The 17,900-nt window shown below is 42.1% G+C and carries 9 protein-coding genes and 2 tRNA genes; all 11 read right to left on the bottom strand.

Features of this window, described 5'->3' with window-relative positions:
- Positions 1 to 1,847 (bottom strand): MG2 domain-containing protein (locus N3A72_11475; protein MCX7920200.1); only part of this gene is annotated, 1,847 nt, incomplete at its 3' end.
- Positions 1,848 to 2,130: 283 nt separating this feature from the next.
- On the bottom strand, positions 2,131 to 5,088 hold the full coding sequence (gene glnE, locus N3A72_11480; GenBank protein ID MCX7920201.1) for a bifunctional [glutamate--ammonia ligase]-adenylyl-L-tyrosine phosphorylase/[glutamate--ammonia-ligase] adenylyltransferase: 2,958 nt from the start codon (positions 5,086 to 5,088) through the stop codon (positions 2,131 to 2,133).
- 415 nt (positions 5,089 to 5,503) lie between these two features.
- Positions 5,504 to 9,958 carry a C25 family cysteine peptidase gene (locus tag N3A72_11485; protein MCX7920202.1) on the bottom strand — a complete coding sequence of 1,485 codons (4,455 nt, stop codon included), beginning with the start codon at positions 9,956 to 9,958 and terminating at the stop codon, positions 5,504 to 5,506.
- Positions 9,959 to 10,793: 835 nt separating this feature from the next.
- A tRNA-Ser gene (locus N3A72_11490) sits at positions 10,794 to 10,889 on the bottom strand.
- A 94-nt stretch (positions 10,890 to 10,983) separates the two neighbouring features.
- Positions 10,984 to 11,071: transfer RNA gene (locus tag N3A72_11495), tRNA-Ser, on the bottom strand.
- Between the two features lie 181 nt (positions 11,072 to 11,252).
- Positions 11,253 to 12,482: an aspartate kinase gene (locus tag N3A72_11500; protein MCX7920203.1), complete on the bottom strand. Its 1,230-nt coding sequence runs from the start codon at positions 12,480 to 12,482 to the stop codon at positions 11,253 to 11,255.
- 78 nt (positions 12,483 to 12,560) lie between these two features.
- Entirely contained in the window at positions 12,561 to 13,922 is a 1,362-nt protein-coding gene (locus N3A72_11505) for a sigma-54 dependent transcriptional regulator (protein MCX7920204.1), read from the bottom strand.
- A gap of 90 nt (positions 13,923 to 14,012) precedes the next feature.
- Positions 14,013 to 14,696 carry an endonuclease III gene (locus N3A72_11510; GenBank protein MCX7920205.1) on the bottom strand — a complete coding sequence of 228 codons (684 nt, stop codon included), beginning with the start codon at positions 14,694 to 14,696 and terminating at the stop codon, positions 14,013 to 14,015.
- Positions 14,650 to 15,282, bottom strand: coding sequence for a hypothetical protein (locus N3A72_11515; GenBank protein ID MCX7920206.1), 633 nt, complete (start codon positions 15,280 to 15,282; stop codon positions 14,650 to 14,652). The genes N3A72_11510 and N3A72_11515 overlap by 47 nt, the downstream gene beginning before the upstream one ends.
- Positions 15,283 to 15,338: 56 nt before the next feature.
- The gene (locus N3A72_11520) at positions 15,339 to 16,232 is read right to left on the bottom strand and encodes a hypothetical protein (protein ID MCX7920207.1); all 894 of its coding nucleotides are present in this window, start codon (positions 16,230 to 16,232) and stop codon (positions 15,339 to 15,341) included.
- A gap of 243 nt (positions 16,233 to 16,475) precedes the next feature.
- Entirely contained in the window at positions 16,476 to 17,603 is a 1,128-nt protein-coding gene (locus tag N3A72_11525) for an aldo/keto reductase (GenBank protein MCX7920208.1), read from the bottom strand.
- Positions 17,604 to 17,900: the final 297 nt, after the last annotated feature.

Below are 17,900 nucleotides of genomic sequence, written 5' to 3' on the forward strand. Positions count from 1 at the left end.
AGCTGGATACTGCCGGTTAGCGTTGGGTCGAGAACCAAATCGAACACTGCTTTTCCGCGGTCAAGTTCACCCGATTTGGTTAAGAACGTCTGTCCGTCTTTAACCACATCCAGATATACTGTTCCTTTCGGCTGGGTAGTGAATATGTGCAGCTGGGCGGTTTGCCCGACCTGATATAACGATTTATCTGGTCGGAGTAGAATCGCATCACGGGTTGTATCCACGCTGAAGCTGAACTCTTTTTTTGCGGTATTCCCTTGTTTATCGTTTGCAGAAACAGTAAATTTACATGCATTGGATTTTGGGGTTATCCGCAGTTTAGCTATTCCGAGTTCATTGGTGGTTAATTTTGAAGTTCGGATTTCGCGATTTAAATTTGTTTCTAAATCTGCAGGTGCGGGCGACCCGTCCGGATAACTGGACATAATATAGATGATATTTTCGACATTCGGAACCAGTGTTCCGCTTTCAGGAATCGCATAGAGATTTATCGGGTCTTTCGAAACCGTTAGCATAGTGGTTTTTTCCTGTTTATGGTCAGCAGAATCTATCACCGCAATATCAAGTTTAACAGAAGCGTTACCCTGTTCAAGCGGCGTTCCTGCGAAATAGTCCGGCAGTTTCAGTTCGAAACGATAGTGCCCGGAATTATCCAAGATTCCTTCAACGCGAGCGAACTCTTCGAACCGAACTTCAAATTTCGATGCAACTACGGTAACTTTCCCGCCGGTAACCGGTTTCCCGAAGAAATAATCCGATTGGATATCACCGGTAATCATTTCTCCCGGCAGATAATACTGTTTATCTGTTTTAACCTCAATTTTAAATTTCGGTAGAACGTAACGGTCAACAGTAACCTTCTTTTCCGATTCGATTTTGCCTAGTGTCGCTTTCACTGCATAGACACCGAGATTCACTTCTTCCGCAAGTTCGAACTCTGCAGCGGCAATGCCGAATCGGTCTGTAGTAAGTTCTTTCTTGAACACCTTATTCCCTTTGGAATCAGACACTTCTAGAATGAGCGGCATCCGTCGCGCCGGTTTCAGATTCGGGATATTCAAGCTTAACGTTCGGATATGGATCGTTTGTCCCGGTTGATATATTGGTTTATCGGTGGTTAATAAGATTCGATATCCGCGTTTCAAGTTGATTTTCTCGGTAACCAAATCCGTACCGAGTGAGGATTCGACTTTTATGATTAAGTCAGTTTGTTCTTCTTTCATACTTGCGGGAATAACAAATGATGCATCGAGCGTACCGTGGGGATTCGTTTTTCCGGTAAACAATATCGGTGCGGATTCGCCACCTATACGAATGGTAACCGTTGCGTCTGCAACCGGTTCTCCAGTCGCATGGTTAGTCACAACGATGCGAAACGCAGCGTTACTCCCGGTATAAAATTCCCGCTGTCCGAATATTTTCGTTTCGAGCTGACTCGTTGCAGCAAAAAGACTTCTGCTTCCTTTGACGCCATATCCGCCGTCGCGCGTTAACGAATATTTGAGTACATACAATGGCAATTTATCCGACTCGATTTTCACTGGAATAGAAACCATATATTTCCTATTATCCGGCTGGAGTTGGACGGTTCGTATATCTTCCCTAACGATATTCCCATCCAAATCTACAATCTGGATTTTCAACTTCGCTGGGATAGGTTCCGCGAACTCACTATGTGCCACGAAACTGATATGCATCAATTCTTTATCAAACTTCACCGTGACCGAATCCGGGATTACACTCAACGCACTCGCAAAACATAGATAGTAGAAAGTTGTGCCGCATAACAAAACGGTTAACAATAAGATTACTGCAATTTTGGATAAATAAATTTGTTTCTGCGACATAAAGGATACCTCCCGTGAAGTTTCACTGTCTGTACCGCTGCTTATTAGGTACTATACCCTCGCAGGTTAATAGTATACATACCAGCGGTTTCGGCGGTATTAATAATTTTAATCATACTCCATGCTGAAACTATACTCGCGTTCTATTCACCATAACATCTGCTACAGTTCGTTTATTCACAGAAAATTCTATTCGTGTAATAAATATTGGAAACAAATATTGCCATTATTTACTATTATTGCGATTATAATTATAAATGAAATGTTATTTTATTTATTCTACCTAAATACCGAATATTTTCTGGAATAAAGCGCGGGTCGTTCGGGTAACCTGCTGATATTCGGTGAGCAGTTGTTCGCCGGAATTGAATCCGGATAATTTCGCAAGTCGGGTCAGGATCCGTTCATCAGTCGGGAGCGTATTAGCGGTGCTGGCGATAGATAACCGTAATTTATTTTGTAATCGCGAAATGAATTGGTAATGCGCATAAAGTTGTTCAACTTCTTGTTCTGGCAATACTTTCTGCTGGCGAATGAGACTAAATAATGGTTCTAGTTTTGATGTTCGCCAGCGATTATCTCGGTTCCCGAATTTAATTTGGTAATATTGTAGGATGAACTCGATATCAACGAGTCCGCCGAACCCGGTCTTGAGGTCATATCCGCCGGGTTCTTTCGTTTCTGATTGCGTTTGCATTTTCAGACGCATCTCGTGAATCTGGGTTAGCATATCTTTCGGAAGTGGCTGTTCATAAACAAACCGATGGATTATTCCAGTAAACTTATCACCCAGCAGATTATCTCCGGCGATATACCGCGCTCGGGTATATGCTAAACGCTCCCAGAACGATGCCCGTGCCTGAAAATAATCCGCATACGCATCTATCGATAACGCAAGGATTCCTTTTCCACCTTCCGGTCGTAACCGTGGATCAACCGGTATAAAATATTCGTTACTATACCGAATAACTTTTTCGGAAAGAACATTATAGAATTCAAACTCTGCAGAGTCGAAAACAAAAATTAAATCTAAATCTGAACCAAATGTCATTTCATACGCACCAAGTTTGCCGAGCGCAAAAATCGCATACGGTAGCTGTTCTTCCTTTTTTCCAGTTTTTGTTTCCTGTAATATTTTCTGATAAATGAGATTGATACCGCGTTCCGCTAATTCGGTATACGCTCGATATACCGCAGAGATATCAACTTTGTTCACGATATCCTGCAATCCAATCCGGAAAATTTCTGCATCACGTAATCGCGCTAACTCCGACAGAGAAGTTAGCAGTGCCGGAAACTCAACCGGTGTCGATAGATGGAGTAAAATATCAAATAATGCTGGTTCGCGAATCAGTATCTGCGCCAGATAATCGCTGGTCGCAAATAAGGTTACCAGATATCTAATTACCTCTGGTTCCTGCGCAAGAACGGAATATACCGCAGTTGCCGCTTTACTCGCGTGGAGATATTGTTCAAATAAACTGAATGCGGTATCTGGGTCAGCGCTTGCGGATAATTGTTCAAACAACTGAGGCAGAATCGAGCTGAATAACTTTCGGGTATGCTGCGGTGAAACAGTCTCACCAGCTGTTGCATACAATTTATGCAGGTTGCGTAACGCGCGTTTCGGGTCTTGAAACCCGAATTGGGTTAGGTGGACTGCAACCGCTTCCGGGTCAACTGTCGGGTCTAATAATGTTTCAATCAGGAGCTGCGTCTGTTTCGCTTCAGCGACTTGCTCAGACCGAAATAACTTCGAAAAAATCGAATGCACAAAGTCCGTATGCTGTTTATATTCTTCCTGAAATTGCATTGCTGCGGTTTTTAGGATTACCTTTTGCCCTTTAGTTTTTTCTTTTTGATTCTTATACCCTAATTTACGTGCTAACTTCTGCAATTCGTTCTGGTCACTGGGCAAGGTATGCGTTTGTAATAATGCCATTGACTGTAACCGATGTTCAACGTTGCGCAGAAAAATATATGCAGCTTGTAACCGCTCCGATTCCGTTTCTGATAAATGTTGGTTTGCTGTTAGTTGCGCTATTGCCCGGAGTGTGTTTGATTCCCGTAATGTTGGTTCTTTTCCGCCGTAAAAGAGTTGTAATAAGGAAATCGTAAACTCAATTTCCCGAATTCCGCCTACCCCACTTTTCACCTCATCGGTTACCGCAACGAGTTTCGTTGCTTCCGATTGTAAACGCAGTTTTAGACGCTGGATTTCTTCTATATCGCTATAATCTAACGTCCGCCGATAGACAAACGGAACGATTAATTCCATAAACTGTTTCCCAATCAATTCATCGCCGGCTACCGGACGCGCTTTAATCAATGCGATTCGTTCCCAAGTTTCTGCGTATGCTTGATAATATGTTTCATAACTTTCCAACGATCGCGCTAAAGGACCTGCACTGCCTTCCGGACGAAGTCGTGTATCTACCCGATAAACATATCCTTGTGCAGTCGGTTTGGTTAATACTTCGATTACTGCTTCCGCTAACGCATTATAATACTCGAAATGACTTATTCCCGCTGATGTCTCGTTTTCTTCTCCATAAACAAAAAGGATATCAATATCGGAACTGAAATTGAGTTCATATCCACCAAGTTTCCCCAATCCAATAATGGCAAACCCGTTACCACTAGTACCCGATGGCACGCCATACTGCTGCTGGATTTGCGGGGTGACAAGTTCTATAGCGATTTGCAATAAGCTGCTGGCTAAATCTGATAATTCTGCAGTTACTATTGGAAACTCTGCAATGCCGAGAATATCCCGTGCGCCGATTCGCAATAATTCTCGACGATGAAACCGCCGTAACGCGTTATATTGCCGGCTGATTGATTGCAGCGATGACAGTAAACTACGCAACTCCAGACATAACTCGTGGTATCCTTTTTGCATTCGGAGCTCTCGGTCTTCAAGAAGCCAATCGAAATATTCCGGATTGCGAATCAACACATCGGTGATGAACTGGCTAGCGCTAAATAATCGAATTAAATATTCAAACGCTACTGGATTATTCGCTAGGAAGGTATATAGTTCAGTTTTATTCAATACCGCAGAAGCGTAGCGTTCGAAATTAGTTAACGCTAAATCCGGGTCGGGAGAACCAGCGAGTAACTTCACCAGCTGTGGTTGAATCCGCGGGAACACGCTCGGGTCGAATAGATTTTCGGATAAACGTAGCAGATTTTTTTCCGCAGTTTTCCGGTCTTCAAACGGAATCTGAGTTAAGTCCATAAAGTTGAATAAAGAACGAAAAACCTAAGAATCTGAACAACCGTTTGGTTCTTCCGATACTTCGTTCTATGGAAGTCTCCAACCCGAGTTTGCTCACCGCAGAGATTGCTGAGCTCGCTGAGAAAAATTGGTTTGGTTTATGACCGAGAAGAACTCTGCGTTCTCTACGGTGAAAAAATTGTTTCTTGTTAATCCTGAAGGGATGATTGATGTTAATCCAGCCATACATGGTTGGGTCACGATAAATAACAGCGCCGCTAGTCCCTTTAGGGACGACTACACCTGTTGCATAACCTTGAGTGTTACCTCTGGGAATGAATCAACACTCTCACTGGGTTTTAACCCAGAATAACCGGAAGAATCCGGCTGTCTCGGCGGTCTCTGCGGTAAACTACGAATCTCGGATTTCTTTATGTCATCTCGACGGCGGTAACGATTCGAAGGTTTTCCAGACACTTTGTTTCGTACCAACTTCAACATTGATATTATGTTTCCGTTTCTCTTCCGGAACAATCCAATCAACCTGCGCAGTATATTCTTCTCCTGCGTTAAGTAGCGGTACCACGATTTCATCTCCAATCGCAATTCGCGTTTCTTTATCTTCCCCGTCGTAAAACTGGATAAGCACGTTTTCCGCTTCCGTTTCTCCGATATTTTTCACCGTAGCAACTAAGGTTACTCTTCGCGATGTTTTTACATCCGGACTCTTGATAATATCTTTATTCGTTATATCCAGATTCGGTTTCGTTCGAATATGGAGTTTTTTCGATGCAAGATTGTTCTCGCGATTCACATCCGGTATCCGATTACTCCGGTCAAGTTGGATAAACAGTTCGTGGTCGCCAGCATTATTATATGCATCCCAGCGGAGTTTAACCAGGTATGTGCTATTTCCTGGGATTTCCGGAATCGTTATCGTTTCCCAGCTAGCTAAATTATCTAAGATTCTTCCACCGCGACGCGGGTCTCCATCGAATCCGGTTATCTCAATTTGTTTCGCCGGCACATCGCCTAGATTGCGCACTGTCGCAAGTATGAATACCGTTTCACCATCGGTATATTTCGCTTTATGAAAATAAATATCAGCCGGCTGAATCGCAACATCAGCAGGTTTATATAATTCGGTTGTGAACCGCGCAAACTCCTGCTGATTCACACGAAGTAATAATTCTTGCTTTCCAGATTTCCCGCGAGTATTCCAAGTGAATGAAACTGTATAGCTGCTATATGCAGGAATTGAATGTATTATCTGTTCGCGGTCTATTTGGCTCTGTCCGTTCCATAAACTAACTTGCGTAGATTCACTGGACATTGAACCTAAATTATAGACCGGTATCGAAATTCTAACTACTTCACCGGCAACCGCTGGCGATGGACTTAACGAAATCTCTTCCGGAGCGAGAGATAATTTCGTCGTAGAACCCTGTGGAAAATTGACCGGAATAACCTGCTTGCTCAGAAACATCTGATTTTCAGCTGTAACCTGAACCTGCACCACATTTAGTCCAGCATTGAGTTGAATAGGATATGTTAACCTAGCGTTCTCTTTGAATATTCCGGCAATTCGTTTCGATATAACAGTATCTTTCCCAACACAAACAGTTACAGTTACGCTATCCAACGGAAATTGACTCCGATTGGTTATTATCACTGCTACCGACGATTTCCCGACGGTTCTGTTCGGATTGCGCTGGATATCAATATCCAGCTGAACCGAATCGACGGATATTTTCGTTGAACCGACGGCATCGAGATTCGATGTAGTATCCGCAAGATAACCTCGGATGAAAATTGATTGTGCCGTATCAGATGCAGGAATTGTTATACTTTGTTTGAATCCGGGCGATGCTAGTTTTATCGGAAACGACTGCGGATTAACCGTATCAGTTAATTCACCGTACCCGTTATTAAACGGTAGTTTCTGCTGATTCGCAACCAGAACTTTACCCGGTTGTTTAATCGGTATACACTGTGGAGTTGCGGTCATTGCAAATGTTGATTTCGGCACCGCTAAGTTCATTGCCGGGTCTCCGAATAAGATAAACATTTCCGGCATCAAATCGTTTTTCTTCTCAAACGCATATTCGATTACCGATTGGCCGATAGCATCGCCGAGCACTCGCTGGTTATCCCAAAAAATCGCTTTGGTTAAGAATTCGGTCATCGTTTGATGTTGCGGCGTGAACCCTAACCCGGACGGACAATATAACGCTACTGCACCACCAGATTTCGCTCGATGCATATCCTCTGAAATGCAGATATTCCACGGTTTCTGCGGATAATCGAACCCGCCGGTTGAACAGGTTAAATTCACAACGAACGTTAATTTATCACCATTAGTTAACTTTTTCATATCGCTATTTTTCGAATCGCCCCCGAATAGGATTCGTTCATGCGTCCATACATTCGGCGAACCGTGCCCGAAATAGATGGTCATTAAATTTCCATGGTCGAGCGCATCAAGCAGCGCACGGTTACATTCTAAACTGATTTTACTTTTCACGCTGGTCGGTAAAAAGAAATTATCTTCTAATCCGAACTCACGCAAATTGATGTGCCGTGAAATATATGCTTGCGGAATATATGCTTGTTCTAGCCGCTGACAATTTTCTTCGAACCCGTCATCTGCAACTAGCAGAACCGATTGCCGCCAAATGCCATAGTTCGGTCTCTGTTCATATCGGAAAATTTTATTAAAAATCGTCTCCGCATCATCGAGATTATTGACTGAAATCCGACCGATCAGCATATCCGGAATAATATCGGTTCCGCTAATTTCTGTATACCACATATCGGAAGCGCAATCTCCGCCAATAATATACTTACGATATGAAGGGACATAATTGATTACACCGTTTGCAAAATTCCCGAGATAGTCCGAACTAGCATCTCCAATGAGAAGTACATAATTCGGAGCCGGCTTTTTCCAATAATAGAAGACATACTGTAAGAATGAACGAATAGCTCGCGGATCAAATATCCCGTAACTGAATTGGTCGTAAATATCTTCTATATGAACAATACGAACGGTTAAACCTTGGTTGCGGCGTTCGATAGCGAATCGTTCCGCAATTGAAGTAAATAGTGAATGTGTTATGATAATATAGTCTGCTTGCTGGTTAATATTTCGCAAATCATCTCTGGGAACGTATCGGTATAGTGTAATGGTTGATACAGCTGATAACGATTGAACTATATATGTATATTTGTTGTTCGCTGAACCAGAGTAAATCGGAATCAGAAGCCGATTCTTGGTTATCGGTAACGCTAATTGTCTCGGTTTCCCAGAAGTATCAAGCTGCCAGACAAAATAATCGGTTAGACCAGGTTCAAGCGTAACTTCTGCCAAGACGTTATCGGTTGTTGATGTGGTTTGTGCAACAATCTGGTCGGTTTGGAAGGTTAGGAACCCGTTTTCGGTTCTCAATACTCGCGGATATTCAAGCTGGATATAATTGAGATAAACTTCATCTTGCTCACGAAAGGTAGTATCTCCTGGTAATTCGAGCTGGATTGTATTCATCCCGATAGTAAGTTGACTAACAGGAATAAAGCGAGTATAATGTTTTTCAGTTTTGCCTGCCCAACGAAGTTCGTCAAGAACCTGCTGGTTTAGATAAATCCGAACGTGGTGGTCTTCACCGCCGGTCGGTTCAGATTTGCCATAAAAATTGATTGATAATTGGCAGAACGACGATGCGGTATCGAAACTTAATCCCGCAGTATCCAAACTATACAGCGGAATCACGAACTCGACCGGCTTCTTAACTTTAAGGATTTTCCAAAACCAACGGTCATTCCCCGATGCTGGAGCTACTACGGTCTCTTCAAACAACCGATTTTCTTCTAACCGAATCGTATCCCGAATTCGGGTTATTGTTTCACCGCTCCAATTTCGCTGAAATACCAGGGGGTAAACTTCTGTCCGAATTCCCGTCTGCCCTTGCCAGGTTAACCAATATACGTTCGTATTCGTATACGGCGAATCAATCGGCGCGTTATAAAAGAGAATGAACGTATCGTTCCAAATCGATTCATAAATCTGTAATGGAATCTCTTTCCCCTGCAAGAATAATTGCAGTCTGGTTAAATCAACCTGCGCAGGATCAATTCCAAGATGCGTTAAATCCGACCGGGAGAATTTATAGAACCCGGATTGTGTCGCAGTTATACACGCCCAACTGGTTCTATTCCCTTGATGCCATGAAACAATTGATCCAGGATACTCCGAATAGGTTTGCGTTGTCAGCGCAGGTAACCCGCGAAACTTGAAACTTTCCATATAGTTCAGTACCAAATCCGCAAGAATTTTTTCTAATCCAATCCGTTTAACGGTAGTATCAACGGTTGGAATAACTATAGGTTGATTGCCTGAAGATACCTTCAATTTGATTTCAATCGTTAATTCGGTGAATATCTTCTTTTGTGTTCCAGAATCGAGAATAGGTTTAACGGTTAATCGCGAAACACGCACATCACGAATATACTGCGATTCATCTAACGTAACCAAACGGAATAAATCCGATTGCGGAACTATCGCAGTATCATTCTTAACAGTTTGAACGAGTGTATCGTTAGTCCAAATCTGGCAGATGAATGCAGGTATATTAACTTCCGGAATACCCTGTTGTGGCAACGCTATATAAGTCTGAAATGGAATCGATGATTTTTCTAGAGGTTTAACCGGACGAAATAAAACCATGATACTCTGTTCATCCGACCTGAGTAATTTAAATGCAGTTTTCTGCTCCAGATTGATTGATACCGCACCGGCAACTGCTACAGCGTTTGAACTGAACAAAAATATTGATAATGTTAATGTTACAAAAAATAATACTAAAAAAATTCGCTGGGTTATAATCGGTTTCATTTAAAATTCGAAATCCCGATTAACTTCGATGATAATGCGAAGTTCAAGCGGAAAGAAACGAAGCTATTCAGGATATTCTCGTTCTAACCCCGATACTACATCCGGCTTATTTATTTAACTAATCATACCACGATGTAGAAGAGTTAATCAACGCAGAATGTAAAACTTTTCTTTCGCTCACCGGAGAGAACGCTGGATCCGCTAAGGGAAATTTAGTTCAGTCTATTATAACCGAGAAGAAACTCAGCGGTCTCGGCGGTGAAAAGATTCTTTTTCATTCAACCGTTCCGAGTGGGACTACGTCGTTTTTCTTTCGCACAGAATCCAGCATGGCATGCTGGACTAATTTCAATCGCCCTTACCAGGGATAACCAAGTAGAATCTTTTCGGTCTCTGCACTCTTTGCGGTGCCAAAATTGCTTCTTGTCAATCCCGAAGGGATGATTGATACTAGCCCAGCCATTCATGGCTGGGGCAGGATGAACCACCATACCGCTAGTCCCGTCAGGGACGACTGATCGGTCTGCCTAGCCACGAGTGGTAACTTTCTACAGGCTGACAGCTTGCGTTACTGCAGGCGGATTCTGGGCTGAAGCCCACATAGTACTAATCTCGTCTCCCCGACCTGAAGGTCGGGGCTAATCAGTTTCCCCAGCATGGGATGTTGGGCTAAACCTAATCGCCCTTACCAGGGCAACTGCTTTAGTCTATACCTTATACTGCTCATGCAAAATGTGGGTTCACGTAAATTAGTGCTGTCATTCTGGACTCTATGAGGTTCTTATAGATAGGTTGGAATGCTAGATAGCTTCCTAGACGAAGTTTCAACAGAAACTGGCGGAGAGGCAGGGATTCGAACCCTGGGTGAAGCTTTTAAGGCCCCACAACCGCTTAGCAGGCGGCTGCCTTCAGCCGACTCGGCCACCTCTCCAGACCATTAGAATTGGCTTCCTTAAAAAACTTGATTTGATTACGAGGAAAAATTATATCACATATGATTTGCCATCCGGATTGGCAGCGTTGGATGGCGGAGGGTGAGGGACTCGAACCCCCATGGGCAGAAAGCCCGCCTGATTTCAAGTCAGGTGCCTTACCAATTAGGGCTAACCCTCCAATTAAAAATGACGAATCTCAAATCCTAAATGCTAAAAAATTATAGCATACGATCTTGCTTTCTTGAAATGACTTATTCGGTAGTCAGTAACATCTCCCGGAAATAAAAAACGGGATTGCTCAACCACTCAAGTAATGAACCATCCTAAAGCAATCCCGAACGATTGTTCTGAAATTTTCTCTATGCACCTGGCTGACGTTTCCCTAACTCAAACTTCTCATGTAATACTTTCACTGCAGTATCAAGATGCTTCTCATCTATAACGCAGGATATCCGAATTTCAGAAGTGCTAATCATCTCGATATTAATTCCTTTTTCTGCAAGCGCAGAAAACATCGTTGCCGCTATTCCCGGCGCGCTTCGCATTCCAACCCCGACAACGGAGATTTTCCCGATTTTATCGTCTCCTTTCACTTCGCGCGCGCCGATTTCTTTCTTCAACGATTCGGATACTTTGATAGCCTCTTTATAATCGCTTTTCGCAACGGTATAGGTTATATCTGTTTTCCCAGCTTCACTTACATTCTGAATAATCATATCAACACTAATCTCTTTTTCTGCTAGTTTACCGAATACCAACGCAGCAATTCCCGGCTTATCCGGAACACCCACAATCGTTACTTTTGCTTCATTCTTACTTGGGATAACATAACTCACCACCGCTTGCTCCATACCTTTTACCTCCTTAGTAATCAACGTTCCAGGGTCGTCGCTCATACTCGACCGAACCCGAATCGGAACATTATGTTTTTTCGCAAATAATACTGATCGCGCCTGCAGAACCTTTGCGCCTAACGAACTTAATTCAATCATCTCATCATACGAAATAACCTCTAATTTCCGCGCATCTTTAACTAATTTCGGGTTTGCTGTATATACCCCTTCTTCATCGGTATATTTCTCACAAACATCCGCTTTAATACTCGCAGCTATCGCTACTGCGGTTAAATCTGACCCGCCACGACCGAGTGTAGCGATATCCGATTCACCGGCTATTCCTTGAAATCCGGCTATAACCGGAATCTTCCCTTGTTCTAATGCGGATTGAACTCGATTCGGGTAAATTCGGGTAATTTTCGCTTTACCAAATTTACCGTCAGTATGAATACCTGCTTGGGGACCGGTAAATCCAACCGCAGGTTCACCTTGCGCTGAAATTGCCATCGCTAATAACGCTACCGCTTCTTGTTCACCGCAAGCTAACAACATATCCAGTTCGCGAACCTCAGGTTCCGGATTAACCTGCATTGCTTTTTCAATCAGATTATCAGTCGTATTACCCATCGCGGAAACTACCACAACCACCTGGTTCCCGGCGCGTTTTGTCTTAATAATCCGCGCTGCTACTTCTTTTAATAATTCCGGTGTCGCTACGGATTTCCCGCCATACTTTTGAACGATAAGCGCCATAAATCTACTCTCCTATAACGTTAATTAAACATTCAAATAAATTATAATATCATAGCAAAAAATAGCTCGAAATTCCAATTAGGTTAATCCATATTGTTTAATTTTACGATGTAATGTCCGTAACCCGATTTTTAAAATCGCCGCAGCTTTGGTTTTATTTCCATTAACACTTTTTAACGTCCGGGATATCATTTCTTTTTCAATTTCTTCTAACGATAATCCGACCGGTAGTTCTGCCGAATATCCAGTTGATACGGGAAGCTTTGATATATGCGGCGGAATATCGGTCAACTTGATGGTATCCCCACGTAAGGTAACTACGATACTTTCAATTACATTCCGTAACTCGCGAACATTCCCAGGCCATTCGTAGCGAACTAACGCATTCATTGCTTCCGGAGTAATATGTGGCGTAACTCTATTATTTTCTTTTGCAATTTCTTCGAGAAACCGTTTAATCAGCGGCGGTATATCATCTTTCCGATTCCGTAACGGCGGGAAAAAAATACTGACCACATTTAAGCGGAAAAACAAATCCTCCCGGAATTTCCCTTCTGCAACCGCCTGTTTTAAATCTTTATTCGTTGCAGCTATGATTCGCACATCAACGGAAATACTTTTCGTCCCGCCAACTCGCATAAATTCCTGCTCTTCAATCACGCGCAGTAGTTTAACTTGTGTAGATAACGGAATCTCACTTACTTCATCTAAAAATAATGTGCCGGTGTCCGCTAGTTCGAACATCCCTTTCCGACTCCGAATCGCTCCGGTAAACGCACCTTTTTCATGTCCGAATAATTCACTCTCTAACACTCCTTCCGCTAAAGCTGCACAATGGAGTTTCACCAGCGGTGCCCACGCACGATTACTATGATAATGAATCGCGTTGGCAATTAATTCTTTCCCGGTTCCACTTTCTCCAGTGATCAATACATTCGCTCGAGTTGGCGCAATCTGCTTTATCGTTTCAATAATTTCGTGCATTTCTTTCGAATTGGCGATGATATTTTCAAATCCATATTTCTGCTCGATTTTCTTCTTCAGTTGGATATTTTCATGAATTAATTTCTGTTTTTCCAGCGCATTCTTAACTACGACCCGTAATTCTTCTAGATTAATCGGTTTCATTAAATAATGTTCCGCTCCGGATTTCATCGCTTCAACTGCACTTTCAACTGTGCCGTATCCAGTGATGATAATCACGCTAATATTCGGGTCGATTCGACGGGCAGCATTTAAAATTTCAAGTCCATCAATACTCGGCATTTTCAAATCGGTTAGAATTAAATCCGGCGGTGTCGCAGTCAATATTTGAAACGCTTCTGTGCCATTACGCGCTAAAAGAATTTCATAGCCTGCTCGCTCTAACGCTTCTCCCATAGCGGCAAGTGAGTTCGGGTCATCATCAACGACAAGAATTTTAGATTTGACTGATACCATATATGTTCTATTCAAACATTACAATTATTGATTGTTTCTGGATATTCTGCAGATTGATTAAAGTATAGGCCTAACCTTTTATACTGGGTTTTAGTTATTGAGTTTGGACTTAGAATAGTATTTACACTGGTCGTAGATACAACACTGGTTACATTCCGGACGTTCCGCTTTACAAATGAGTCTCCCGTGCCGAATTAAATTGATATGAAATGGATACATGATTTTTCCAGGAACACTCTCCTGCAAAATCTGATGAGCATCATCCGGGGTTGCTTTTTGCGGAATAAGTCCAACTCGTTTGGTAATACGAAATATATGGGTATCTACTGGAAACAAGGGGCGATGTAATGAAAATAGGAGGACACACGCTGCGGTCTTTAATCCAACGCCATCTAACGACAATAGGATTTCTTTCGCTTGATTTGTATCCAACTTAGCTAAAAAATCTAGACTGAGTTTACCGAATCGCTCAGTTATCATCCGTAGGAGCGATTGAATCCGAGCAGATTTGATTTTCCATAATCCTGCGGTTCGTATCGCTTCAGCGACTTCCTGTTTCGGCGCATCACGAACCAATTCCCAGTTTGGGAATTTTTTCCGTAACCGAGCGAACGCTATATCCCGATTACTATCGGACGTATGTTGGGATAATACGGTGAAAATCAGTTCGGTTAACGGGTCATAACCTGGTTGCCACCTCGGTTTACCATACTCTTGAGCTAACCGATTATGGAGTAGCAGAATTTTTGGGTGATAATTTTTCTTTTTTATCATCAGGTTGTGTTGGAAGTACGGTTGCTGTCGTACTTGATGATTGCGTCTGCTTGAGACTTAGGTTATTCTCGTTATCTGTATTTCCTTTTTTCACTGTCTCTGATTTAATTTTTTTTGACTTTTTAGGTTTTTCTGATTCGATTGGTTTCGGCGGTTTCTCCGGTTTCATATACGAACCGAGAATATCGATGATTACTTTCGGTTCAAGCATAATCGTTATCTGCGCGCTCGAATCAGAAGTATATTCGAATCCGGTTATGACTGATTTTGTCCGAACAGCTCTATCTATGGCTGGAATACACTGCGGCCGTTTCTCGAGAATCGTTTGAATAGTTCTCGTGCTATCAATTGGTAATGCAAGAATGAACGCATTCAGTTCGGTATATGCTTGTTCGACCGCATAATATTTCGTAAGCAACCGTAGTTGAGCAGAATTTGCTGTTTGTTTAAAAGTGGTTGAAACCACAGGGAGCAGAATCGGTTCTTTCTGCCATGGTTGAATAACTATTGGTTTACCAATCGCACCTGAACCAATACCTAATAAACCAAACCCTACAATTATTTTAATCAATTTGTTAAATTCCATACCAATCTCGTCACCGTCCTGCGGTGGAAATCTCTATTGCGTTTTATTTCAAAACCTTATTTCTTTTTCTCAATTTTTTCTACGACATCTCGTTCTTTAGCTACTCCTTCAATTAACGTTCCGGTAGCAAACGTATCCTCAACCGAAACGATTCTAATCTTTCCGGTAGCGGATTTTTTATACCCTAGCACTTTCCCTGTGGCAGGATCGATAATCGGTTTACCTAACGATTTGATTTCGAACATATCCCCGATTTTAACCCCATCATTTTTACCGATGTTAATGATAACTTCATCGCCATCTACGGAAGCGACTTGTGCCGAATATAAACTCGCAACAATTTTCTGCACCATTTTATTAACCGCTTCCCGAGTCGCTTTTCCGGCAGAAGTTTCATCGAACCCTTTATCACCGAACGCTAATCCGGTATTTTCAATCCCGATTCCAATGTTCCCAGAAGAATGTGAGGCATCCGCTGATTCCGCAGCAATCAACCTTCCAGTCTCAACATCAATCATTCGTGCATCTAATGCAACCCGTACCGTTTGCGTTTTCACCGATAACCCGCGTAACCCTTGCGGAGCGAATCGGTCAAAATCAAGTCCACTGCGTTTAACCCCGAATTCGGTTACATTCCCGGTTATAATAACATTGGCACCGAGCAGTTTTCCAATTTCAACTGCAGAAGATTCATCTACCATATCGGTCTGCTGAAACTTCTGTTCTTTCAGAATCAAATCTATCCGTTCTCGTTCAATAACATCGAATTTATTCGTTTTAAATAACGCTGTCGCTAACATATCCGCTATTCCGCCACCGATATGCCACGGACCTCCATACCCGCTAGTATTACGAAAATCTAAAACTGCAACTTTTAACGGTGCACTGAAACTAACTGAAACCAATAAACTTGCGGAAAGTAATACCATTACAATTACTCTTTTCACCATACCAATCTACCCCCTTGATAAAAAATAATTGACTAAATATGATATGATACATGACGAGATTTTGTCAAATTCATTTGTAGTATATAAAATAGTATGCTTGATTTCACTTAAGTTATAATAATTACGGGGGAACGTGCCAAAATGGCAGGGAAACAAACTCTAGCGTTCGGAGTTTGCTATTGGCTATCAACAATAAAACGCAAACTAACCAATGGTGAATCTGCTTTTAATTAAACATAAAATTTATTCTCCTAAAGTTTCAGCGGTCTCTTTCAACTGAGCTATTATCGGGATTTTTTGCGGACATTTCGGTTCGCATTCACCACAAGCGACACACGCCGCCGCATTTTTCCCTTTGACCCACCAGGTTTCTGTAGAACCGATTTTGCGATATAAATTTTTTGCGGTGTCCTTTAATCCATAGACTCGATAGTAAATCATATATCGAAAATTCACCGGTATATTAACTTCATTCGGACACGGCATACAGTAGCCACAGCCGGTACAATATAAATCAGCTAACCGTTTATTTTCTTCTAACATATCTCGCATCCGCTGTTGTTCTTCAGGAGATAATGCATCGGTTCGGCTAGCAACCGCGCAGTTCTCTTCAACCATAGCTATCGTATTCATACCAGAAATAGCGACATCGACATTCGGATTCGCAAACACAAACCGTAACGCTGCTTCCGCCGTACTTTTAAATCCACCAGGAATAAGGTTCTGAATCGGTTCAGACGGTGCAGCTAATCTTCCTCCGCCAACCGGTCCCATAACCACGACTCCAAGCCCTTTTTGATGAGCATAAGCAATTGCAGATTCATTACTTCGGTCAAGCAGATTATATTGCACGGTAACCGATTCAAAAACTCCGGTATCAACTAATTTAATCAGCATTTCTGGTTTATCGTGGAACGAAAATGAAAGATGATGAATCAATCCTTCTTCTTTCGCTCGATATGCAGCATCGAGTGGTCCGCCAGGTTTACTGATATTCTCTTCAAACTGTTTCCAGTTAATTCCATGCATGTGATAGATATCAATATAATCGCGATTGAGTTTTTTCAACTGCTCTTCTAAACATGCGCGCCAGACTGTTCCGGTCTCGTTATTTTTAGGATTTTTCGTTGAAACATAAATGTTACCTTTTTTCCAGCTATTCACCGCTTTACCAACCACGATTTCACTCTGTCCACGGTTATACATATACGCAGTATCAATATAATTCACTCCGAGTTCAAACGCACGATGGATTATCCGAATGGATTCCTCTTCATCAACCTGTTCCGAATTTTTCATGGGTAATCGCATCGCTCCAAATCCAAGTCGAGATAACCTAATACCCATGTTCCCGAATTCACGATATTGCATAGTAGATAATTTTACTCCCTTTTTATACCAAGATAAAAAAAATAGGTTCGCTACTATTAAGAACGAACCGTTATCATATTCAATGATTAAATATCTTTGAATTTGGTATTTATTCTATCAGATTTCCTTGAATTATACAATGACAGTTCGGATTTGATAGCAATCAAATTTTTTTGCTTAAACAATCTCAAGCTATACCCTACATTTTCTACTTGACAACTGATTGCACTGCTAGATACTATGAATATCATAAAACTTGATTACCGCAATTTTTTAATGATTGCGGTGATTGAATGA

Source organism: bacterium (genome assembly GCA_026416715.1).
In the GTDB taxonomy this organism is placed as follows: Bacteria; UBP4; UBA4092; order JAOAEQ01; family JAOAEQ01; genus JAOAEQ01.

Excerpts from the sequence above, each read along its gene's own strand:
- glnE (MCX7920201.1), bottom strand. The coding sequence starts at position 5,088 with ATGGACTTAACTCAGATTCCGTTTGAAGACCGGAAAACTGCGGAAAAA.
- N3A72_11485 (MCX7920202.1), bottom strand. The coding sequence starts at position 9,958 with ATGAAACCGATTATAACCCAGCGAATTTTTTTAGTATTATTTTTTGTA.
- N3A72_11500 (MCX7920203.1), bottom strand. The coding sequence starts at position 12,482 with ATGGCGCTTATCGTTCAAAAGTATGGCGGGAAATCCGTAGCGACACCG.
- N3A72_11505 (MCX7920204.1), bottom strand. The coding sequence starts at position 13,922 with ATGGTATCAGTCAAATCTAAAATTCTTGTCGTTGATGATGACCCGAAC.
- N3A72_11510 (MCX7920205.1), bottom strand. The coding sequence starts at position 14,696 with ATGATAAAAAAGAAAAATTATCACCCAAAAATTCTGCTACTCCATAAT.
- N3A72_11515 (MCX7920206.1), bottom strand. The coding sequence starts at position 15,282 with ATGGAATTTAACAAATTGATTAAAATAATTGTAGGGTTTGGTTTATTA.
- N3A72_11520 (MCX7920207.1), bottom strand. The coding sequence starts at position 16,232 with ATGGTGAAAAGAGTAATTGTAATGGTATTACTTTCCGCAAGTTTATTG.
- N3A72_11525 (MCX7920208.1), bottom strand. The coding sequence starts at position 17,603 with ATGCAATATCGTGAATTCGGGAACATGGGTATTAGGTTATCTCGACTT.